Source organism: Marinomonas ostreistagni, assembly GCF_016461785.1.
In the GTDB taxonomy this organism is placed as follows: Bacteria; Pseudomonadota; Gammaproteobacteria; order Pseudomonadales; family Marinomonadaceae; genus Marinomonas; species Marinomonas ostreistagni_A.
Window position 1 is genome coordinate 1 of sequence record NZ_JAEMUH010000018.1, and the last position, 21,603, is coordinate 21,603.

Annotated in this window: 28 protein-coding genes and 1 tRNA gene; 19 read left to right on the top strand and 10 right to left on the bottom strand. The window is 44.4% G+C overall.

What is annotated here, in order from left to right:
- Window positions 1–298 precede the first annotated feature (298 nt).
- The 7 genes from JHD44_RS16415 to JHD44_RS16445 all read right to left on the bottom strand — a co-directional run bounded on the left by JHD44_RS16415 (window position 299) and on the right by JHD44_RS16445 (window position 4,117).
- Window positions 299–382 (bottom strand) — tRNA-Tyr (locus JHD44_RS16415).
- A 53-nt stretch (window positions 383–435) separates the two neighbouring features.
- A complete protein-coding gene (locus JHD44_RS16420; RefSeq protein ID WP_199463857.1) occupies window positions 436–1,377 on the bottom strand; it encodes a ProQ/FINO family protein in 942 nt (313 codons plus the stop codon).
- A 3-nt stretch (window positions 1,378–1,380) separates the two neighbouring features.
- Window positions 1,381–1,554 carry a hypothetical protein gene (locus JHD44_RS16425; protein ID WP_199463858.1) on the bottom strand — a complete coding sequence of 58 codons (174 nt, stop codon included), beginning with the start codon at window positions 1,552–1,554 and terminating at the stop codon, window positions 1,381–1,383.
- Between the two features lie 4 nt (window positions 1,555–1,558).
- The gene (locus tag JHD44_RS16430) at window positions 1,559–2,026 is read right to left on the bottom strand and encodes a hypothetical protein (protein ID WP_199463859.1); all 468 of its coding nucleotides are present in this window, start codon (window positions 2,024–2,026) and stop codon (window positions 1,559–1,561) included.
- A gap of 10 nt (window positions 2,027–2,036) precedes the next feature.
- The gene (locus JHD44_RS16435) at window positions 2,037–2,258 is read right to left on the bottom strand and encodes a cell division protein ZapB (protein WP_199463860.1); all 222 of its coding nucleotides are present in this window, start codon (window positions 2,256–2,258) and stop codon (window positions 2,037–2,039) included.
- Between the two features lie 47 nt (window positions 2,259–2,305).
- Window positions 2,306–3,496, bottom strand: a complete 1,191-nt coding sequence (locus tag JHD44_RS16440) for a flagellar assembly protein FlgT (RefSeq protein ID WP_199463861.1) — start codon at window positions 3,494–3,496, stop codon at window positions 2,306–2,308.
- Entirely contained in the window at window positions 3,497–4,117 is a 621-nt protein-coding gene (locus JHD44_RS16445; RefSeq protein ID WP_233402242.1) for an LPP20 family lipoprotein, read from the bottom strand. It abuts the gene before it with no gap.
- A 241-nt stretch (window positions 4,118–4,358) separates the two neighbouring features.
- Here JHD44_RS16445 and JHD44_RS16450 point away from each other — a divergent pair, with 241 nt between their 5' ends.
- The 10 genes from JHD44_RS16450 (at window position 4,359) to JHD44_RS16495 (ending at window position 10,720) form a co-directional block, all read left to right on the top strand.
- The gene (locus JHD44_RS16450) at window positions 4,359–5,345 is read left to right on the top strand and encodes a hypothetical protein (RefSeq protein ID WP_233402244.1); all 987 of its coding nucleotides are present in this window, start codon (window positions 4,359–4,361) and stop codon (window positions 5,343–5,345) included.
- Window positions 5,346–5,418: 73 nt separating this feature from the next.
- Window positions 5,419–6,084, top strand: coding sequence for an alpha/beta hydrolase (locus JHD44_RS16455; protein ID WP_199463862.1), 666 nt, complete (start codon window positions 5,419–5,421; stop codon window positions 6,082–6,084).
- Window positions 6,085–6,095: 11 nt separating this feature from the next.
- Window positions 6,096–6,911 carry an inositol monophosphatase family protein gene (locus JHD44_RS16460; RefSeq protein WP_199463863.1) on the top strand — a complete coding sequence of 272 codons (816 nt, stop codon included), beginning with the start codon at window positions 6,096–6,098 and terminating at the stop codon, window positions 6,909–6,911.
- A gap of 76 nt (window positions 6,912–6,987) precedes the next feature.
- Entirely contained in the window at window positions 6,988–7,101 is a 114-nt protein-coding gene (locus JHD44_RS16465) for a DUF3149 domain-containing protein (RefSeq protein WP_133565054.1), read from the top strand.
- Window positions 7,102–7,222: 121 nt separating this feature from the next.
- Entirely contained in the window at window positions 7,223–7,684 is a 462-nt protein-coding gene (locus tag JHD44_RS16470) for a DUF2489 domain-containing protein (RefSeq protein ID WP_199463864.1), read from the top strand.
- A gap of 2 nt (window positions 7,685–7,686) precedes the next feature.
- On the top strand, window positions 7,687–8,055 hold the full coding sequence (locus JHD44_RS16475; protein WP_199463865.1) for a hypothetical protein: 369 nt from the start codon (window positions 7,687–7,689) through the stop codon (window positions 8,053–8,055).
- A 23-nt stretch (window positions 8,056–8,078) separates the two neighbouring features.
- Window positions 8,079–8,906 (top strand): mechanosensitive ion channel family protein, encoded by an 828-nt coding sequence (locus JHD44_RS16480; protein WP_199463866.1) that lies wholly within the window; start codon window positions 8,079–8,081, stop codon window positions 8,904–8,906.
- A gap of 102 nt (window positions 8,907–9,008) precedes the next feature.
- The gene (gene greB, locus JHD44_RS16485) at window positions 9,009–9,515 is read left to right on the top strand and encodes a transcription elongation factor GreB (protein ID WP_199463867.1); all 507 of its coding nucleotides are present in this window, start codon (window positions 9,009–9,011) and stop codon (window positions 9,513–9,515) included.
- A 1-nt stretch (window position 9,516) separates the two neighbouring features.
- Window positions 9,517–10,377 carry a DUF72 domain-containing protein gene (locus JHD44_RS16490; protein WP_325097112.1) on the top strand — a complete coding sequence of 287 codons (861 nt, stop codon included), beginning with the start codon at window positions 9,517–9,519 and terminating at the stop codon, window positions 10,375–10,377.
- A 34-nt stretch (window positions 10,378–10,411) separates the two neighbouring features.
- A complete protein-coding gene (locus JHD44_RS16495; protein ID WP_199463868.1) occupies window positions 10,412–10,720 on the top strand; it encodes an NGG1p interacting factor NIF3 in 309 nt (102 codons plus the stop codon).
- Here JHD44_RS16495 and JHD44_RS16500 read toward each other — a convergent pair.
- The 3 genes from JHD44_RS16500 to JHD44_RS16510 all read right to left on the bottom strand — a co-directional run bounded on the left by JHD44_RS16500 (window position 10,707) and on the right by JHD44_RS16510 (window position 13,353).
- Entirely contained in the window at window positions 10,707–11,246 is a 540-nt protein-coding gene (locus tag JHD44_RS16500) for an NUDIX hydrolase (RefSeq protein WP_199463869.1), read from the bottom strand. The genes JHD44_RS16495 and JHD44_RS16500 overlap by 14 nt on opposite strands.
- Before the next feature lie 11 nt (window positions 11,247–11,257).
- Window positions 11,258–12,514 carry an HlyC/CorC family transporter gene (locus tag JHD44_RS16505; protein WP_199463870.1) on the bottom strand — a complete coding sequence of 419 codons (1,257 nt, stop codon included), beginning with the start codon at window positions 12,512–12,514 and terminating at the stop codon, window positions 11,258–11,260.
- A gap of 71 nt (window positions 12,515–12,585) precedes the next feature.
- Entirely contained in the window at window positions 12,586–13,353 is a 768-nt protein-coding gene (locus JHD44_RS16510; RefSeq protein WP_199463871.1) for a cytochrome C assembly family protein, read from the bottom strand.
- A 127-nt stretch (window positions 13,354–13,480) separates the two neighbouring features.
- Here JHD44_RS16510 and ffh point away from each other — a divergent pair, with 127 nt between their 5' ends.
- The 9 genes from ffh to JHD44_RS16555 all read left to right on the top strand — a co-directional run bounded on the left by ffh (window position 13,481) and on the right by JHD44_RS16555 (window position 21,505).
- The gene (ffh, locus tag JHD44_RS16515) at window positions 13,481–14,860 is read left to right on the top strand and encodes a signal recognition particle protein (RefSeq protein ID WP_133564979.1); all 1,380 of its coding nucleotides are present in this window, start codon (window positions 13,481–13,483) and stop codon (window positions 14,858–14,860) included.
- Between the two features lie 153 nt (window positions 14,861–15,013).
- A complete protein-coding gene (rpsP, locus tag JHD44_RS16520; protein WP_133564978.1) occupies window positions 15,014–15,262 on the top strand; it encodes a 30S ribosomal protein S16 in 249 nt (82 codons plus the stop codon).
- Between the two features lie 15 nt (window positions 15,263–15,277).
- Entirely contained in the window at window positions 15,278–15,823 is a 546-nt protein-coding gene (gene rimM / locus JHD44_RS16525; RefSeq protein ID WP_199463872.1) for a ribosome maturation factor RimM, read from the top strand.
- A gap of 21 nt (window positions 15,824–15,844) precedes the next feature.
- Window positions 15,845–16,597, top strand: coding sequence for a tRNA (guanosine(37)-N1)-methyltransferase TrmD (gene trmD / locus JHD44_RS16530; protein WP_199463873.1), 753 nt, complete (start codon window positions 15,845–15,847; stop codon window positions 16,595–16,597).
- 70 nt (window positions 16,598–16,667) lie between these two features.
- A complete protein-coding gene (rplS, locus tag JHD44_RS16535) occupies window positions 16,668–17,030 on the top strand; it encodes a 50S ribosomal protein L19 (RefSeq protein WP_133564973.1) in 363 nt (120 codons plus the stop codon).
- Between the two features lie 104 nt (window positions 17,031–17,134).
- Window positions 17,135–17,842 (top strand): thioredoxin fold domain-containing protein, encoded by a 708-nt coding sequence (locus JHD44_RS16540; protein WP_199463874.1) that lies wholly within the window; start codon window positions 17,135–17,137, stop codon window positions 17,840–17,842.
- A 153-nt stretch (window positions 17,843–17,995) separates the two neighbouring features.
- Window positions 17,996–19,297 carry a homoserine dehydrogenase gene (locus tag JHD44_RS16545; RefSeq protein WP_199463875.1) on the top strand — a complete coding sequence of 434 codons (1,302 nt, stop codon included), beginning with the start codon at window positions 17,996–17,998 and terminating at the stop codon, window positions 19,295–19,297.
- Between the two features lie 12 nt (window positions 19,298–19,309).
- The gene (gene thrC, locus JHD44_RS16550; protein WP_199463876.1) at window positions 19,310–20,695 is read left to right on the top strand and encodes a threonine synthase; all 1,386 of its coding nucleotides are present in this window, start codon (window positions 19,310–19,312) and stop codon (window positions 20,693–20,695) included.
- A 99-nt stretch (window positions 20,696–20,794) separates the two neighbouring features.
- Window positions 20,795–21,505, top strand: coding sequence for a 16S rRNA (uracil(1498)-N(3))-methyltransferase (locus JHD44_RS16555; RefSeq protein WP_199463877.1), 711 nt, complete (start codon window positions 20,795–20,797; stop codon window positions 21,503–21,505).
- Window positions 21,506–21,603: the final 98 nt, after the last annotated feature.

Below are 21,603 nucleotides of genomic sequence, written 5' to 3' on the forward strand. Positions count from 1 at the left end.
TCTGCTTTCTGCTTTCTGCTTTCTGCTTTCTGCTTTCTGCTTTCTGCTTTCTGCTTTAGTTGAGTTTGCTGAGGTCTAAGGTCAATATATCCTGGCTTACGGCTTACGGCTTACGGCTTACGGCTTACGGCTTACGGCTTACGGCTTACGGCTTACGGCTTACGGCTTACGGCTTACGGCTTACGGCTTACGGTGTGTCTTTTTTTTTGATTTGAGGTATTCGAGCCAATTGATATTGGATAATAAAAAGGTGTGAGATATATATAGGGAAATTAGATATATGGACAGATAAGAGAAATGGTGGAGGGAGGTGGATTCGAACCACCGAAACTTTCGTGGCAGATTTACAATCTGCTCCCTTTGGCCACTCGGGAACCCCTCCACAGCAGCGGGGCATATATTATCTATGCCCCAATGCGTTGTAAAGCCTTTTTTCTATTTTTTATTAAGAAGTTGCGTAAGTTTGGCCTGCATACGCTCTTCTGCTGAAAGGTTATCGAATTGAGGATCTTGTTTAGGCTGAGCCTGAGCTTTGTTGCTAGGACGCCCCTTACCCTTGTTTGGCTGTGTTGAGTTGCCTTGTGGGCGTTTGCCTTTGTTGCTTTTAGGCATAGGTTTTTTGTTTTCAGCAGGTTTCTTGGCGTTAGGGAGAGCTGGCTCATTGCTCACTGCATTGCCTTCTAGATCGATACGAGGTTGACCGGATAGTAGGCACTTTTTATAGCGATCTGAGCGAGTGTAGGCTGCCATAGCGCGTTTTTGCTTGCTGGCATTGAATTGCTCATCTAGAACCATATCCTTGTCTATACCGACTTTCAGTGGGCGAGGGTTGTTCCAGTCAAATGCTTTTGGATAGCGTTCTTCCAACAATTTAATAAGTCGACGGTTGTTCTTTTGATTTTTTTGTCGACGCTTCTCCTCTGTGCTGAGTGTTGCCGTTTCAGGGGAGTTAGTTTGCTCTGGAGCTTGCTCAACTTCTGTCGCAGCAGTGTCTTTGATATCAGCGGTATTCATGGCTTGTTGTTCAGTAGTCATAGGAGAGTCTTTAGTGTCTGTAAGTTCTTCAGTTGGTTGATCTTCAAAAGCATTATGTAGAAGGTCAAAGTTAAAATTTGTTTGAGTGTCATCAACAGTTGAAGGCGATTCCTCTTCCGGCGAGAGTAAATCTAAGCTGTCTTCGATGTAAAGCTGAAGCTGCTCTTCTGTTGATCGTTTGTGACTCATAGAAGACAGTAAGTCCAGTGACGCATCACTTGGTGTACTGATCTGATCATGAGGGACGGCTGCTTTTAATTGCTCGATTTCCTGTCTTGCATCTGTTAGCTCTTCAACGAGCAGTGCAATTCGGTCTTCAAGTGCTTTTATTAAGCGGTCCATAAATTAATTTCCTGCATCGACTAGTCGTAAAGGGACTTTAGGAGTGCCTTCACGGCCAACCATTTCATTCAGTTGCTGGGTAGTAGGTAGTATCACTGCAGTGTTCACGCTGCTATCTGTCCAGCGATATACGTTAATTACAACGATTGAGATGATGATTAAAGCAAACCATTTCATGATGTTAAAATGTCAATCCAATGCCTACAGTGGCATGTTTGTCGTAGGCAGTATCATTGCTGTTATACACCTTCATAAAAACATCAACGCGCGTGTCATCATTGATGCCTATTCGGAAGCCTGCTTCGGGATAAAAGGCAACATTATCTAAAAAGTTAGCTCCTAGCCCAACATAGGTCCAAACAGGCATTTTACCATTTACATAAAACAATGGGTTTGGTGTGTAAAAACGAGCCCCAGCTTGAGCTGCTGTCTCAAAACTGTCGCGAAGAATAAAAGAGAAACCGCCATAGACTGATAGACTTCTAGGGAAAGTGTATTGCATAGAGGTGTTGATCATACTGGCTGTGTTGCTGGTTGCAGTAGATGGCTCACTGTAAACCAGCTCATAACTAATAAGAGGAGAAAATTGTCCAGCGGCAAATGCGCTGGTAGCACCCGTCAACAGTGCCGCTGTAACAAATTTTTTCATAAAGGGTATATTAATCCAGTTGGTTTAGCTTACTTAGCATTTGATTAAGGCTGTTTTCCCAATTTGTCTGCTGCTCAGTATGTTGTGAAAGCTGAGACTTTATTTCGTCGCGTTCTTCTGAGAGTTCATAGTTCTGCATTTCTAACTCAGAAATACGTTGACGAAGAGTCGAGATTTCTTCAACAGCGGCATTAATACGTTGTTCTAAGTGATGCAGTAGTTCGTTGTTCATGTTGCTTCTATCCTAATAACGAATATTGTGAAATTGATTTTATGGTTTTACCAAGCAATCACAACATCTTGTTGTTGTACATTTAAAATTCTTGCCTCAACCGCTAGCTCACCAATGGCAAAGTTAGGTTGTACTTGGGTAATTGTAACATTGATATTGGCATTGTTGAGCTGTGTTTGTGCATTCTGTAGTTGGTCAAATATCTCATAACGGCGAAACACTTGGAATTGATCACCTTTCTTGATGCCTGCTAAGGCGCCAGCATTGAGGTAAACTCTATTGCTCTCAGTACGGAAAATGTTGGCAACAAAAGGCTGACAACTTAGGTCATCGCTTGCATCAATAGACATATCCTTTAGGACTTGGGCTACAACTTTACCATAGTGGAGTTGCCAAAATTGCGCACTTCCGAAGCCAATCTTATTTGTCTCTTTCGTGTCCCATTTGCCAATTTCATCATAACGGTGTTGAAAAATGAGTGCACCGCTAAAGCCATCATAAAGATATATATCAAGAATGAATTTACGCTGGTCATCTTCTTTGTTTGCCCAGCTCAAAAGTGAGTTTAAGGGGGTCTTTTGATTGGGATGCTTCGGATACAGTTCGCCAATATCTCGAATAACACCACTGATTACATATTGAACACCAAGGTCTTCACCGATGCGAGCGACATCCGTTAATGTTCCATCATTATTTGCTGAGGTCGGAGCATTGATTAAGTCAGGATAAACACTGATATTAGTCGCTGATAAAGCATGCAGATAGCCTTGTTGATTTATAGCATCTGCGAGGCTTTTTGGGAGTTCGCGGCCAATATTATGTAAAGCGCCAAGGGTGGCTTGTTGTGGCGTTTGTAAAGCAAAACCGGTGATTCCAACCGACTTCCGGTAGGGGTTCACTGACCCATTGTCGCACATGCTTTCGGGAGTGATGTCAGCTTCTATGGTGAGAGTGAGTAAATCATCAATCACTTGTTCTGATATGATTTTTACATCTTGAGCTTGACTAGCCGATTGAATCGATGTGCTTGAGCCTAATGAGCCGTTTGTCAGAGAGTCGACACTTCTAACTTGAGCGCTGGCTTGCAGAGATGCCTGCTTGATGGCTTGCTGGGTAGCGCGGTATCGGGCATCGCTGATATCTTGATTGTATATTATTGCCTGTCCATCAGCTCTGATTACTTGTGCGTAAGTAATGCTGGAGAAAAGTGCTGTGGCCAGTAAAATCCATATCTTCATCTATTGCACGCTGTAAAAGCTGGAAGGTTGTTTTTTCGGTGTGGCTGCTGTGGTTGAGCTACGCTTTGTGAGTTGGCAATTTGGGTTTGAGCGGATTTCTGCAGGAGAGGATGCGCATTGTCTAAAGTTTTCCTGCAGTGCTAATTCGACAACCGTTTCGAAGGTGCCATCCTCTAATTCTCTTTGCGAAATCACTTTAGCACCTACCAAGTAAGCATTGACGTAAGCTCGTAGTTCATCATGTTGCATCATCATATTACTGAGCGAGCTTGAGCCATCTAAACTGATGCCATAGACCCTTTCTGATAAGTTCCGATAAGCATCTAATTTTGATCCACGTAGAGACATCAGGCGTGCTTGAGCTTTAGATAAGCTCTTACTGCTAATCGGAGCTGAGTACCCCGTGGCATTTATAATAATAGGATCTCTTGGTATCACATCAATGACTTCAATTTCTCGAGAAGGCTGATCGTTATTGTTAGATGCCCGTGCTACACCAGCCATACCATCGACACATGGTGAAGTGGACGTACACACAGCGGAAGATGGTTGTGTAACGACGCAACCTGACAATAAACTGATGCTGCATGTCAACATGATTAAGCGGCTTTTAAATGTCATTAAGTTTCCTCCAGTACAACCACAATAACTTATAAAGCGCATATGTTCGCCTTAAAATTCACCCTCACAGCATAGTTTACGGTGTTTAAGGGGGGATCTTGAAGTAATTTTGTTTAAACATCACTCTTTTCTGTGTGTAAGGTGATTCGACTTGCGGTATTAATCCAGTTTTTCGGTTTCCTTGTGGTTAAAAAACAAACTCCATCTATAATTATTGCATCGATGATGCGGGAGGTGGCGTATGATGAATACCTTGGAATTAAGCTTGCTCAGTCAGGCTCATAATCTACCAGCCTCATTAGCAGAACGTTTGCGTTTTGAAGTCGAGCAAACACTTAAGGGATTGTACGCTGATGAGTCTCTAGCAAATAGAATTGATGACCTCTATTTGCCCTTTGCTCGCTGGATTGCTCAGCAATCTAAGCCTAAACATGGTCCTATCATTGTTGGATTGGGTGGTCCACAAGGGTGTGGTAAGACGACATTCTGTACCGTTGTTAGCCATATTTTAGCGAAAGGATTTGATCTGAACTCGATTGTTGTCAGTTTAGACGATTTATATTTGAAGCGATCTGATCGAAAGTCATATGCCAACCAAGCACACTCTCTTTTTTCGACACGAGGGGTCCCTGGGACCCACGATGTTGAATTAGCACTAAACATATTTAGTCGCTTAAAGAACCTACAGTCCGGTGAGGTGATGTATGTGCCGACCTTTGATAAATCCTTAGATGACCGCAAACCTGTTCATAGATGGCAAGAAGTAGCAGGACCGGTGGATATTATTTTCTTCGAAGGGTGGTGTGTTGGCGCGCAGGCAATGCCAGAAGAGCATCTTGTCGAACCAATAAATATTCTGGAAAAGGAGAAAGATTCTCGAGCAATATGGCGCAGTGAAGTTAATCGCCATCTTAAAGAGGATTATAAGCAGTTATTTGATTTGGTTGACATATCTATGTGGATGCAGCCACCAAGTTTTGATGTGGTCTATGATTGGCGAAATAAACAGGAACGTATTTTAGAGGCGCATCTTCATGATATCCATGGCGGTATTCTTGATACCTTGGACTTAAAGGTAATGTCGCCAGAGGTCCTTAAAGGCTTTATGCAATATTACGAACGCATCACTCGTCATATGATTTGTTCAATGTTGCAAAAAGCTGATGTTCAATTTGTTTTGGATAAAGACCAGACGATTATTGAAACAATTCTTCCTAAGTCTCATTAACTTTGCTTGGCATTTATCGAGTTGTGGTAGGCTATTGTGCTAAACGATAGCCTATTTTTTTTTGGAGACTAAGGTGTCACAAACACTTGAATTTATCACTGTTGATACAGCTAAAAATCCAACGTCTGCAGTCATCTGGTTGCATGGACTTGGAGCAGATTGTCACGACTTTGAAGGATTAGTTCCGCAATTGGGGCTTTCTAACAAAGCGATTCGTTTTGTGTTTCCAAATGCGCCAATCCGTCCAGTTACGGTTAATGGTGGAATGAAGATGAGAGCATGGTACGACATTCTTGAAATGTCCCTTGATCGCAAAGTGGACATGGATAACATTCGAGAATCGGCCGAGCAGATTGACGAGATTCTTGATGGGTTGGCTGCTCAAGGTATCCCTAATGAAAACGTTGTTATCGCGGGTTTTTCTCAAGGTGGGGTGATTGCTTATCAGGTCGCTTTGTATGGTAAGAAGAAGCTTGCAGGTGTGATGGCGTTGTCGACTTACTTGGCAGATTCGGCAACCGTGCCAAGCGCAAACGATAGTGCCAATGGTGAGACACCATTACTGATACACCATGGTTCGTTTGATCCTGTCGTAGCGCCAGAGTTGGCTGTTCGAGCAAGAACGCAATTGGAAAAGCTGGGCTATATGTTGGAATACAATACTTATCAAATGCCGCATTCAGTGTGCCCTGAACAGGTGGCAGATATTGCTGCTTGGCTTCAAGCTCGATTTGCTTAAGGAGGTGGATCATGGATGACGTAACGGTAAATGAATGGCATAACTATGCAAAAAGCTGGGCAAAGCATGCTGGTGCTATGATGATTGAGGCGCGCCAAAAATCGAATTTTGATCGGGAATATAAGTCTGGGCATGAACTAGTGACCTCGACCGATATAGCAATTGATGAATATCTCTGTGAAAACATACGTCAAACGTTCCCTGATCATTTGATATTATCGGAAGAGTCCTCGCCTGACCTGGCCTTCGCTCAGGGTGCAAGTGTTCCAGTTTGGGTGATCGACCCGATTGATGGCACGATCAATTTCGCACAAGGTTTGTTACATGTGGCGGTGTCTATTGCGGTGTATTACCAAGGTGAGCGTTGGGTCGGTGTTGTACACGCCCCATTTTTGCAGGAAACCTATACTGCTGTGAAAGGCCAAGGAGCTTGGTTAAATAGTGAACCTATTCAAGTTAGCCAACGTAGTGACCTTCGTAATGCGATTGTAGCAACGGGCTTTCCTTACAACAAAGAGACACTTCCAACTCTAATTGAGCAGCTGCAGGCAGTATTATCTCGTTGCCAAGATATTCGTCGAAATGGCTCAGCTGCATTGGATTTGTGTGCGGTGGCACGGGGGCAGATGGATGCCTATTACGAGACGGTAAAACCTTGGGATATGGCGGCAGGAGCATTAATCGCAGAAGAAGCTGGGGCAATCGTGGGGCACTTTCATGAGCAAAACTCAAAGTGGCCAAAAAAGATCAATGGTGAATTTTTGCTGGCGGCAACCCCTGACTTGTATCACCCTTTATTAGATGTTTTGCAAGTAGCAGGTGAGTAAACTGATTTGTATCAGCCATTTTTAGGTGTACGGCAACTAATCTAACCTTAGCGCTAATGTTAGAGAGGAGGCTGCTATGTTAATGGATGGTGTGGTAATCGGTAGTATCATTGTGATTGCTTTGTGTACAGTCTTTATGGCTTGGTTTGGCGTTATTGCTTATCGTCATATCATGCAGGATAAAGATTGATACGAGAGGGCATGGCTGTGGTCTCTAAAATAGCCAATGCCCTAACTCCCTTCTTTTGCTGATCGTTGCTTGAACCCCGTGTAGAATGTAGCTATTACAGTTTTGAAACTTCGGGAGACGTATGTCGATCAGTGCCTTTTTAATTGCCCTAGCAGTGTGTTTTTCTGTGATGGGAGTATCTATCTACTTTATATCAAAACAGCTGAAGCAAAATCGTGCGCGTGATGAACGGATTAAAGCAGGAGAGCTGCGTTTACAAGAAGAACGTGCCAAGCGCATCGAGAGCATTCAGGTAATAATGCAGGCTGTAGAGGCTGACGAGAAGTTAACCTGGACAGAGGCGTCGATTCGTGTAAAGAACCTTCTCGATCAATTGAGCGTCGATTTGTCAGAGCATGAATATGTCCAGGCAATCTATGCGATCGAAGAGGGGACGCAGCATATTCCTACTCACGAACAATGGAACGAGCTACCACTGAAAGCACGACGTAAATATCGTGATGAAATGGAGGCTTTGGAAGTTAAACATCTAGAGCAACTGCGCCAAGCGAAAACCTATTTGTTAGCATATAAGTTTGACTAACGATGGCCCAAATTATTCTCGCAGTCATCATAAGCTTCGTTTTATTTGTTTCTATTCTAGTATTCTTTATTAAGTATAAACAGCGCATGCCTTATTATCAGATTGATCGTTTAGGGTGTGTACGCTTACTAGAGCAAGCGGTTGCTGGAGATTTATTAGAGCGAGACTGGCATGTCTTTATTGGTATGACTGTGCGTTACGATACGGAAATTGAGATGTTACGCTATACCTGCATTGAAGTTGATGATGAGCATGTGATAAATACTGTCATGAAAAGTGGCCAAAGTTACGTGGTTTTTTCGAAAAAAGGTTTGACGATTTTGCAAGATCTTCTTGAAGACTGGCGACATCGGGTTGACTACTTAGCTTAATTAATAAAGAGAGAACGAGATATATGGATGAATTAACAAATTTGTTAGATGAAGGGAGTCAGTGGCTACCTTGGTTAACCGAAAAGGGTGTTGCGATTATAGTCGGCATTCTAATTTTCTTTATCGGTAAGATGATTGCTAAGAAAATATCTGGTTGGATAGAAAAACGTTTACTGCACTCTAAAGTAGACAAGGCTGTCGCTGGCTTTGCATCAAGCATTCTATACGCCTTGATGTTCGCTGGTATCGTGTTAATGGCGCTTGGGCAAATTGGCGTTGAGACCACTTCGTTTATTGCGATTCTGGGTGCTGCAGGTCTAGCCGTAGGTTTAGCGCTACAAGGCTCATTGTCAAACTTTGCTTCAGGTGTGTTGATCATTCTGTTACGTCCATTTAAAACAGGCGATTTTGTTGAAGTTGGTGGGCAAATGGGGACAGTCGATCGTATTGAGCTGTTTCATACTTATCTTAAGACATTGGATAATCGCAGTGTGATTTTGCCGAATTCATCGGTTATGGATGACACCATTATTAACTTCTCGGCACATTCGACACGTCGCTTGGATTTAACGATCGGTATTAGTTACGATGCTGATATTCGTCAAGCACGTGACTTGATGAAAGGGATTCTTGACAGTGATGAGAGAGTTCTTAAAGATCCTGCTTATGCGATTTTTGTTTCTGAGTTGGCGGACAGTTCTGTAAATTTCAGTGTTCGTGCTTGGGTGAACTCAAGTGACTTGCTTCAATTTAAATCTGACTTACTAGAGAAAGTGAAGTACACATTTGATGAAAATGGTGTAGGTATCCCTTACCCTCAAATGGATGTGCATTTATCTAAAGCAGACTAATTTATGCTTAGGATTTAAAATGGCGCTACGAGCCTTCGTAGCGCCATTTTTGTTTGTCGAGCGTATAAAGGTTTATTAGATAGAAGATAGTAGAGAGAATTTATGAGTAGATACCGTCCGCCGGGCGCTCCAAAAGGTGCCTACATTACAAAAGAAGGCGCAGACAAGCTTTTGGCTGAGCTTAAGTATCTTTGGAAGGAGAAACGTCCAGAAGTGACTCAAAGTGTGAGCGATGCAGCGAAGCTAGGTGATCGTTCTGAAAACGCTGAATATATATATGGTAAGAAGCAATTGCGCGAGATTGATCGCCGTGTACGTTACCTTGAGAAGCGTTTAGATCAGTGCACGGTTGTTGATCGATTACCGCTAGATCGCTCCATTGTATTTTTTGGCGCTTGGGTCACTCTGGAAGATGAAGAAGGGAACCAAGAGCGTTTTCGTATTGTTGGGCCGGATGAGATTGATCACAATGAGGCTTACATCAGTATGGATTCTCCGGTGGCTAAGTCCTTGTTAAAGCGCCGCGAAGGGGATGAAGTGCTATTGCGCCGTGCAGGCGGTGAGAAGACGTATTTCATTGAACTGATAGAGTACGTGGAGTCAATGTAACGTGATTCGCTACGGTATGGCTCAATGGCAGCACCCTGCTTGGGTGGATTATCTGTATCCGCGTTCAGAAGCAACCGGTGCACGGCTGAGGCATTACGCTAAATATTTCAAGAGCGTCGAAGTTGGCAGTACATTTTATACGGATGTGGCACCTGAGCAGATCGAGCGTTGGGCATCTCAAGTTGATGATGATTTTCGCTTTGTGTTCAAAGTGCCGCGACATATTTCACATCAGTTTGAAGAAGTGGGGGAAGCTGATTGCTATAAGGCTTGGGCAGACTTTCAGGCGTTACTGAGGCCGATAAGTCATTTGCTAGGACCCACTATGTTGCAGTTTCCTGCAACTGTTGAGCCTCGACACTTACCGTTGATTTCTGAACTTTGTGCGAGATGGACACTGTCTACGCCATTGAGCGTAGAAGTGCGCAGTTTGGAGTTTTTTGATAAAACTGAAAACGAAAGCGCGTTATTGCGTCTGTTGGCAAATGCCCAGTGCGACAAAGTCGTAATGGATTCGCGACCTGTGTTTTCAACAGAGGCGTATTGTGAAAGCTTGATTGATGCTCAGCGTAAAAAGCCTCGGGTGCCTTGTCATGTAGCGGCAACAGCTTCTCATCCAGTTATACGTTTTATTGGTCACCCTGATCTGGAGCGTAACCATTTTTGGTTAGATCAATGGGTGATGAAGTTGTCACAATGGCTAGAAGAGGGGCGTGAGCCTACGGTGTTTGTGCACTCCTCAGACAACATAGCGGCACCGACATTGGCAAGCTGGCTAGATGAAAAGCTACAAGCCTCGCTGGCGGGTTATTCGTCGCAGATCGCTTTGCCTGTTCAAAGTGAGCAAATGGGGCTGCTTTAGAGTAGTGAGTTACAAGTGATAGAAAGGGGTTGTGATGTATTCATTGGTGTTTTATGTGCCAGAAACGCACTTGGAAATCGTTAAAGAGGCGGTGTTTGCCGCGGGTGCTGGCAAAATAGGTGAATATGAAGCCTGTTGTTGGCAAGTGAAAGGACAAGGGCAGTTTCGGCCATCTGATATGGCTAATCCCTTTATTGGACAGTCTGGTCTGTTAGAGGCGGTAGACGAATATCGCGTAGAGATGGTGTTGCTTAAGGAATTCAAAGATGGGGTGGTAAAAGCACTGAAACTAAGCCACCCCTACGAAGAAGTGGCTTATCATTTAATTGCTATTGAGAGTTAACGAGGATTTTATCTTCATGAAAACCATACTGGCCAGTTTTATGATCTTCTAGGAAATATTCCAGCGTTTTGGTGACGCTGCTGAAAGCAAGTTCTCCCCATGGAATATTATCCAGCTCGAACAACTCCACCTCTGAGCTTTCAGATGTGGGGTGGAAGTCCGCTTGTGCAAGCTCTGCTAAATAATACAAGTGAACTTGGTTGACATGCGGAATACTGATCATCGAGAAGGGTTGCTTAGCAATGGCTTGCGAGCCACTTTCTTCAAGGGTCTCACGCAAAGCTCCTTCTAATGTTGTTTCGCCGTTTTCCATAAAGCCAGCAGGAAGAGTCCAGTAGCCTAAGCGCGGCTCAATACTGCGCTTACAGAGTAAGATTTTGCCCTCAAAAAGTGGGATCGTGCCAGTGATCATTCTGGGATTGTCGTAATCAATGAATTCACAGCTAGGGCATACAGGGCGCTCGCGGTTATCTCCAGCGGGGATTTCCATATTCACCTGATGACCACATTTCGGGCAAAATCTCATAATGTCACCTGTTAGCGTTTGTGTTCTAAGCGCGCGAACTTAACCACTTTATCTTCGATTTCTTGAATCTCAATCATGTAATTATCGACCCAAAGACTGATCGGGTGCTCCGGGATAAACTCCAATGTCTCAATAATGAGACCATTAAGTGTTTTTGGGCCATCAGTCGGTAGGTGCCAGCTTAGCGCTTTATTTATGTCACGAATGTGGGTCGAACCTTCGATGCGGAAAGAGCCATCATCTAGTAGCGTGATCTCTTCCTCTTCATCCTCTTGTGGCGGTGTGAACTCGCCCACAATTTCTTCTAAGATATCTTCGAGAGCTGCAATACCTTGAACATCGCCATATTCATCCACGACGATCCCCATTTGTTGGTGATCTTTCTGGAAGTTTAATAGCACCGTGTTAATAGAAGTACTTTCTGGAATGAAGTACGGTTCCAATGTTGCTTTTAAAAGTGCTGCTTTAGAAGGGTTTTCTTCACGAAGGAATTGCGCTGCATGACGAGCGTGAAGGATGCCGATGACTTTGTTTATCTCGCCGTTGTAAACAGGCATGCGAGTGTGTCGAGAGTCACAAATTTGCTGAATGATCTCTTCAATCGAATCTTCGATATCGATACCGATTACTTCGTTGCGCGGCACCATAATGTCTTCAACAGAGACCTTTTCTAAGTCCAAAATGGACAATAGCATCTCTTGGTGAGCAGCGGGGATCAGGCCACTTGCTTCATTAACAACGGTGCGAAGTTCTTCTGACCCCAATTTGTCATGGTTGCCATGAACATGTTTAACGCCGACTAGACGCATTAGGCCATTAGACATGGTGTTGACGATAACAACCAGCGGATAAAGTGCCTTCAAAAGTACGGTTAATACCCAAGATGCAGGGAAGGCTATCTTTTCCGGGTGGATGGTTGCCATCGTTTTTGGTGTCACTTCGGCAAAAATCAAAACGATTAATGTCAGAGCTGCTGTTGCGATTGCTACCCCTGCATCGCCCCAAATCCGCACAGCGATAATGGTGGCGATTGCGGAGGCGAGAATGTTAACGAAGTTGTTACCAATCAGAATAACGCCGATGAGACGGTCAGGGCGTTCTAATAATTTGCTGGCTTTCTTAGCCGAGCGGTGCCCGCTTTTAACAAGATGCTTGAGTCGATACTTGTTGATCGACAGCATACCTGTTTCGGAGCTAGAGAAGAATGCAGATAAAATGATTAGAAAAAACAGTATTCCGCCTAGAATACTTAAGGGAACTTCGTTCAAAAAAATTATGCCTCAATTATAGAATCTGATCGGATTATTAGGTTTGCTGCAAGCCCTGTCAAATATCCTGATCATTTATTGATAATTTCTACCGCTATTTGGGTGCCAAAGTAGCCAATCATAAGCAGAACAAAGCCGCTCAATGTCAGTTTGACCGCCAGTTGGCCGCGCCACCCTAAATACAACCTGCCACCTAATAAACCAGCAAAAACAAACCAAGATGCAATAGTGAAAACCGTCTTGTGCACAAGGTGCTGAGCAAACATGTCCTCAATAAAGTAGAAACCTGTTGCGATCGTGATGCTCAATAAGACAAACGCCGCCCAAATAAATTCAAACATTAATCGCTCTAATACTTGTAGTGGCGGAACGCGAAGTAGTTGTTTTAAACGATGATGTTTGAGTTGGTATTCTTGGATGGCAAGCAAAATACCGACGCCACAAGCTGCTGTGAATAAACTGTAAGCAACTGATGCGATTAATATATGCATAGAGGTGCCGAGGGATGAGCTATGGAGCTGTTGTAAACTCCAAGGCTCAATAGCATTTAGAGCAATGATAATCGAGGCGAGTGGAAACGCGATCGAAAGCAGTAAAGAAAGGTCTTTATCCCGATTGCTAAACCATAATAGCAAATTACCGATTAAGGCGATTAATAGGCCAATCGTTAAGAAGTCAAAGCCATCTTTGCTACCAAGCAGCTGAATTAAGGCCATGGTATGAACGACAATTGCAATCGCACCAAGCGTTTGTGTCGTGCGTATGCTTGGACGTAGATAGTAAGTCCCACCTGCAGTGATAGATAAAATGCAAGCTAACCAGAGCGATAGATGTGTCATGTAACGGCGATCCACTTATTAAAACTATAGGGTGACGATCAAATCTTCGTTATAATAAAGTCAATTTCACCTTGGATAAACTGAATAACGCGGTTTTTTCCATCTAGAGCAATTTTTTGAGGGCAACATGTTTGACAATTTATCAGAACGCTTAACGTCATCCTTAGACCGAATTCGTGGTCGTGCCAAACTCACCGAAGACAATATTAAAGATGTATTGCGTGAAGTGCGCATGGCGTTGTTGGAAGCTGACGTCGCGTTGCCCGTGGTAAAAGACTTTATTAATGCGGTGAAAGAGCGTGCGGTCGGTACAGAAGTAACACGCAGCTTAAGCCCTGGCCAGGTTTTCTTGAAGATCGTTAAGCAAGAATTAGAAGCGGTCATGGGGCAAGCGAACGATGAATTAAATCTTCGTGCCACACCACCTGCGATTATTTTGCTTGCAGGTCTTCAGGGTGCAGGTAAAACGACTTCGGCAGGTAAGTTGGCGAAATTCTTGAAAGAGCGCCAGAAGAAATCGGTTGCGGTGGTCAGTGCTGACGTTTATCGCCCTGCTGCGATCAAGCAGTTAGAAACACTTGCTAATGATATCGGTGTGGATTTCATTCCAAGTGATATTTCTCAGAAGCCGATTGATATTGCAAACAATGCTATCGACGTGGCCAAAAAGGCCCACAAAGATGTGTTGATCGTCGATACCGCAGGTCGTCTGGCGATTGACGAAGACATGATGGCGGAGATTAAAGCGCTGCATGGTGCGATTAATCCGGTAGAGACACTGTTTGTCGTGGATGCCATGACTGGTCAAGATGCTGCCAATACTGCTAAGGCGTTTGGCGATGTTCTTCCATTAACGGGTGTCATTCTAACCAAGACCGATGGTGATGCGCGTGGTGGTGCTGCACTTTCAGTGCGTCATATTACAGGTAAGCCAATCAAGTTCTTGGGTGTGGGTGAGAAGACCGATGCCCTAGAGCCATTCCACCCTGATCGTTTAGCGTCTCGAATTCTTGGCATGGGCGACATGTTGTCTTTGATCGAGCAGGCTGAGCAGAAGATCGACAAGGATAAAGCTGAAAAACTTGCTGGCAAGCTGAAAAAAGGTAAGGGTTTCGATCTAGAGGACTTCCGCGAACAGTTACAGCAGATGAAAAACATGGGCGGTATGACGTCTATGTTAGATAAGTTGCCGGGTATGGGGCAGCTAGGCGATATCCAAGATAAAGTGAACGATAAAATGTTCGTGCAAATGGAAGCGCTGATTAATTCTATGACACCTGCAGAGCGCCGCAACCCTGATGTGATCAATGGCTCGCGTAAAAAGCGTATTTCTGCGGGGGCAGGCTTGCAGATTCAAGACTTAAATCGTCTACTTAAGCAGCACAAGCAAATGCAAAAGATGATGAAGAAATTCAGCTCTAAAGGCGGCATGAAGAAAATGATGCGTGGCCTTGGAGGCATGATGCCAGGCGGTTTACCTGGTGGTGGAAATTTTCCGAAATTCTAAAACATGTACTTAGAATGAAAAAAATGTTTAAAGGGCGATCAATTCGCCCTTTTGTTTTGCTGTTGAATCGACTAGAATATGCCGCCTTCTTGTAGTAGGACTCATAAAGAGCCTAACAAGAGGTGTTTCGTTAAGCAATAAGGAACCAATCATATGGTAACTATTCGTCTTTCTCGTGGTGGCTCTAAGAAGCGCCCATTCTATCACTTGAACGTGGCTGACAGCCGCCGTGCTCGTGATGGTCGTTTTATCGAACGTGTAGGGTTCTTCAACCCAGTTGCACGTGGTCAAGAAGAACGTCTACGTGTAGACCTAGACCGTGTTAATCACTGGGTAGGCCAAGGCGCTCAGCTTTCTGACCGTGTTGCTCAGCTTGTTAAAGAAGCTGGCAAAAACGCTTAATACTGAGGTAATGCTATGTCTACTGTAAAACAGGCGAAAGCTCCTGAGCAGGCGCTTGTAGTTGGACGCATTACATCAGTTTATGGTGTTAAAGGGTGGGTGAAATTATATTCGCACACCGATCCAATGGTTGGGATCTTTGATTACAAGCATTGGTGGCTGAAAACTCCTAGTGGGTGGAAGGTCGTAGAATTAAGCCAAGGTCGTACCCAAGGGCGCGGTTTGGTCGCAGCAATTAAAGGATATAACGATCGTGATCTTGTTAAAGAGATTTGTGGTCAGGATATCTATATTGATGCAAAGGATCTTCCTGAGCTTGAAGACGGTGAATATTACTGGTCACAGCTTGAAGGTCTGAAGGTGATTACCAAAGAGGGTGTTCTTCTAGGTAAAGTCTCACAAATGATGGAAACTGGCGCAAACGATGTGCTAGTGGTACGAGCTTGTGAGGGGAGTTATGATCGTGAAGAGCGTTTGATCCCCTATGCACCAGATCAGTTTATTCTAAATGTTGATTTGGAAAAACAAGAAATGGTTGTGGATTGGGATCCAGACTTCTAAATAGATCAGACGAGGCCTAGCGTGCGAATCGGTGTTGTAACGCTGTTTCCGGAGATGTTTCAAGCCATTACCCAGTATGGTGTAACGGGCAGAGCAGTAAAATTCGGCATAGTAGAAGTGGATTTTTTTAATCCAAGAAGCTTTGCGCATGACAAGCACAAAACGGTCGATGACCGTCCTTATGGTGGTGGCCCAGGGATGCTGATGAAAGTTCAGCCCCTAAAAGATGCGATTGAGAACGCTAAACAATGGGTTCCCAATGCAAAAGTTATTTATCTATCCCCTCAGGGGCGCACGCTCACACAGGAAGGCGTGCAACAGCTTGCTAAAGAAGCAGAATTTATTCTGGTAGCAGGCCGTTATGAAGGCGTTGATGAGCGTTTGATTCAATCTCAAGTTGATGAAGAATGGTCAATCGGCGACTTTGTCCTAAGTGGTGGAGAGTTACCGGCTATGGTGTTGATGGACTCTGTCTTTCGCATGGTGCCGGGAGTGCTTGGTAAGCAAGCCTCTGCAGACGAAGATTCGTTTGCCGATGGATTACTTGATTGCCCTCACTATACTCGCCCCGAGGTACTTGAAGGTGAACCTGTACCACCTGTACTACTTAGCGGCAACCATGAGGCGATACGGCGCTGGCGATTAAAGCAAAAGCTCGGAAGAACTTGGCAACGTCGGCCTGACCTCCTGCAAGACCTTGAGTTGGACAAGGAACAGCAAGAGTTGTTAAAAGAGTTTATTCGTGAGACTGAAGTTTCAACCTCGGCAGAGTAAGAATCGCGAGCTTATCAGAACGTTAAACCTTCGCGCTGATAAGAAACCATATTCATTAGGAGTCACATCCATGAGCAACAAAACTAAGCTGATTCAACAGCTAGAAGCAGAACAAATGACAAAAGAGATCCCGGCTTTCGGTCCTGGTGATACTGTTGTTGTTCAAGTAAAAGTTAAAGAAGGTACTCGTGAGCGTCTACAGGCTTACGAAGGTGTTGTAATTGCAAAACGCAACCGTGGCCTAAACTCTGCGTTCACTGTACGCAAAATCTCTAGTGGTGTAGGCGTTGAGCGTGCATTCCAAACTTACAGCCCACTAGTTGATAGCATTGAAGTGAAACGTCGCGGTGACGTTCGTCAAGCGAAAATCTACTTCCTACGTGATCGTTCAGGTAAATCTGCACGTATCAAAGAGAAATTGGCTAAGCGTTAATTTCTCCGTAGAATTAAAAAAAGGCGACTTAGGTCGCCTTTTTTTATGGAACTTCATCAGCTTATGATGGCCTAATAGGCGAACTATGATATTCAGAGGTCAGTATGGAACGGGTAATCAAGCAAGCTGCAGTTGCCGCTTTAACACTGTTCAGTGTCATGCAAGCAAGTGCTGGGGAACAAGAAGTCAAAGCCGCAATGGCCAACGCCTTGCCGCAATATTCAATCGAATCCATTGAGCAGCATGTGGGCAGTGGGTTGTATGTCGTGACATTGAATAACGGGCCAATTCTTCATGTAACGCCAGATGGTCGGTATTTTGTCGCGGGTGATATGTACCAAGTCCAAGAGAAACAGCTAATTAATGAAACAGAACAGAAGAAGCTGGCGAAGATTGAGCAATTGCCTGAGTCTGAGATGGTCGTGTTCAAGGCGAAAGATGAAAAAGCTCATATTTCCGTTTTCACTGATGTCGATTGTGGTTACTGCCGCATGTTACACAAAGAGATTGAAGACCTTAATGAGCGTGGTATTACGGTACGATACTTAGCTTATCCACGTGCTGGAATCGGTTCTGAAGCGTATAACACCATGGTGAATATCTGGTGTTCTGATGATCCGAAAAAGTGGATGACCGAGGCGAAACTTGGTCGTGAGGTTCCAGAGAATAAATGCACTAACCCTATAGCTAGCCAGTATCGTCTTGGAAATTCTGTAGGGGTGCGAGGGACGCCAAGTATTATTTTAGATAATGGTAAATTCATCCCAGGGTACTTACCAGCAGATGAGCTGGCAAAAGAACTAAACCTATAGCGTTATAGCCAAAGAATCTACCAAACAATGAGGCAGTTCAGTCTTTTCTGCGTTGGGTTTATCCGCTTCTGACGGTATAATCATTGAACTAAAAAATCGCTTGGTATCAGCGAAAATCAATATTATTAAAACCGTCAGTTGTGGGGTATCGTTTTGAAACCGGTAAAAGTCGGAATTTGTGGTCTTGGAACAGTAGGTTCCGGTACATTTAACATTCTGCAAGAAAATGCAGAAGAAATTACGCGACGTGTAGGCCGAAGCATTGTTGTTGAGCAAATTGGTGCGCGTCGTGACAATCCTACCTGTGACACGACTGATATTGATATTACCCGCGATATTTTTGATGTGGCCAATAACCCAGAAGTCGACATCATCGTTGAGTTAATCGGTGGTACTAGCGTTGCTAGAGAGCTTGTATTAACAGCTATTGAAAATGGCAAGCATATCGTTACTGCAAACAAAGCTCTGATTGCCGAGTATGGTAATGAAATCTTTGAAAAAGCTCAGGCGAAAGGTGTCATGGTGGCTTTTGAGGCCGCAGTTGCCGGTGGGATTCCAATCATCAAAACCCTTCGTGAAGGTCTGTCTTCAAACAAGATCGAATGGTTGGCTGGTATTATCAACGGTACTGGTAACTTTATCATGACTGAAATGAGTGAAAAAGGTCGTGCGTTTGATGATGTTCTTAAAGAAGCTCAAGAACTAGGATACGCCGAAGCGGATCCAACTTTTGATGTAGAAGGCATTGATGCGGCACATAAGTTAACGATTCTTGCATCCATTGCCTATGGTATTCCGCTTCAGTTTGAGAAAACTTATACCGAAGGCATTAGCCGTATTACTGCGGAAGACGTGTCATTTGCTCAGGAAATGGGTTATGCCATCAAGCATCTAGGTATTGCTCGTCGTACTAAGGCGGGTGTTGAGCTTCGTGTTCACCCTACATTGATTTCCAAAAAAGCACTACTAGCCAATGTAAATGGCGTGATGAACGCTGTGATGGTGAAAGGTGATGCCGTGGGCCCAACATTAACCTATGGGGCGGGTGCGGGTGCATTGCCAACGGGCTCTTCAGTTGTCGCTGATATTATTGATGTGGCACGAACTCTGACCGCTGATCCAACGAATCGTGTACCGCATTTGGCATTCCAAGCCGATCAATTGTCTGATGAAGCTATATTACCAATGGATGAAATTGAATGTGGCTTCTTCCTAAACATGACAATTCAAGACCGTGCAGGTGTACTTGCGAACATTACCCAAATTCTGTCAACGAACGGTATCAGCATTGAGTCTGTGATTCAGCGCGAACGTGAAGGCAGTGATCTAGTACCGCTTGTTGTCATGACTCATGACGTGAAAGAACGCAATATGAATGCTGCCATTGCAGCAATCGAAGCTTTGCCAGATGTTGCAGGCGCTGTTCAGCGCATCCGTGTAGAAAATCTGGCGTAAGAGGATAAATTGATGAAATACATTTCAACTCGTGGCCAAGCTCCAGCATTAAGCTTTGGCGATGTTTTGCTAGCAGGTTTGGCGAGCGATGGCGGTCTTTACGTTCCAGAGCAGCTACCAAAGTACTCGACTGAAGAAATCGCTTCATGGGCATCTTTGAGCTATCAAGAGCTTGCGTTCAAAGTAATGTGGCCCTTCGTAGAAGGCGAAGTTCCTGCTGAAGAATTCAAACGCATGATTGATGAAGCTTACGCTGGCTTCAATCACTCAGCGGTTGCGCCAATGGTGCAAACAGACAACAACGAATGGGTATTGGAATTATTCCGTGGGCCAACGTTGGCGTTCAAAGACTTCGCTCTGCAATTGCTAGGTCGTTTGATGGACTATGTACTAGGCCAGCGTGGTGAGAAACTAGTGATCCTAGGGGCAACGTCTGGTGATACCGGTTCTGCTGCAATTGAAGGCTGCCGTCACTCTGAGCATCTAGACATCTTCATCCTGCACCCTTACCAGCGTGTATCTGAAGTACAGCGTCGTCAGATGACGACAGTGATTGATGATAACGTGTTCAACATTGCTGTAAAAGGTAACTTCGACGACTGTCAGGGCATGGTGAAATCAAGCTTCGCTGATCAATCATTCCTAAAAGGTGCGAAACTGGGTGCTGTAAACTCAATCAACTGGGCACGTATCATGGCTCAGATCGTTTACTACTTCTCTTCTGCTTTGGCTGTTGGTGGTCCGCACCGCAAAGTATCGTTCTCTGTACCAACAGGTAACTTCGGTGATATTTTTGCAGGTTACTTGGCTAAGCAAATGGGTCTACCAATTGATCAGCTTGTGGTAGCGACAAATCAGAATGATATCCTACACCGTACGATTGCAACCAACGATATGAGCCGTCAGGCCCTAAACGTAACGCTTTCTCCAAGTATGGACATCATGGTTTCAAGTAACTTTGAGCGTTTGTTGTTTGATGCGCATGGTCGTGATAGCGCTGAATTAGCCGATCTAATGGCGCGCTTTAACGCCGGTGACGTGACGCTGAATGACGAAGCTTGGAAGTACGTAAAAGAGAATTTCGACAGTTACAAAGTCGATGATGCTCGTACCTGTGAAGTGATTTCTGAGGTTTTCAATTCGACTCAGTACCTACTTGATCCACACACTGCGATCGGTCTAGAAGCAGCTCGTCAGTGCTGGAAAGACAAGTCTGTACCAATGATTACCTTGGCGACAGCACACCCTGTGAAATTCCCTGAAGCAGTGGAAAAAGCGGGCTGTCAGTCTCCGAGTCTGCCAGAGCATATGAAAGATCTATTCGAGCGCGAAGAAGCGTACGATGTGATCGATAACGATCTTGCTGCCGTGCAAGGCTTCGTTGCAGAGCGCATTTAAGCCTCTTTCGAGCAAGCAGATCGCTTCTGCTTGCTCGATCTCTTCCTCTTTTACTATCTTTTCCTTTACTGCCTCTCTTACTGACTGAGTTTTAAGCCCATGAATCTTATATTGCTTGCACCAGAACAGGCGCTCTCGGATCAACAATACAAACTGAGTGATCGTCAGATTGAGCACATTTCCAAAGTATTGAAGAAAGACCATGGCGATAAGCTTCGTGTCGGGGTATTAAATGGTTTGATTGGTGATGCCGTGCTGGATAAATCCGACTGGCTAGTAACTATGGAAGCGCTGGAAAATGAGCCGCCAAAGCCCTTGCCAATGGAGCTTGTGTTGGCGCTGCCACGCCCTAATATGCTCAAGCGAACCTTGATGAATATTACGGCCATGGGCGTTAAAAAAATCCACTTGTTACATTCAGCAAAAGTAGAGAAAAGCTACTGGCAAAGTCCTGTTTTAAAAGAAAATTCTATTTATGATTGCCTTGTCGAAGGTCTTGAGCAGGCTAGAGATACGGTGCTGCCTGAGGTGCATCAGTACACACGCTTTCGTCCTTTTGTTGAAGACGTTTTACCTGATTTATTGGTGGAACGCATGGGGTTGGTCGCACACCCATATCAAGCAGAACCTTGTCCGGTTGATTTAGAGCAAGCTTGTGTATTGGCGATAGGTCCTGAAGGCGGTTGGAATGATTTTGAGATGCAGAAATGGTCTGACGCTGGAATGCAATGTGTGCATCTAGGAGACCGTATTCTGAAAGTTGAAACTGCTGTGCCTGTCTTATTGTCTCGTCTTTATCCAGCAAAATAAAAAACTTTACTAGCCCTCTGTTTGATTTTTGAGCTATTGTCATGTGTATATGATCGAAATGTGATATCTACGAAGTATGTCTAAGAAAAAAACAACAT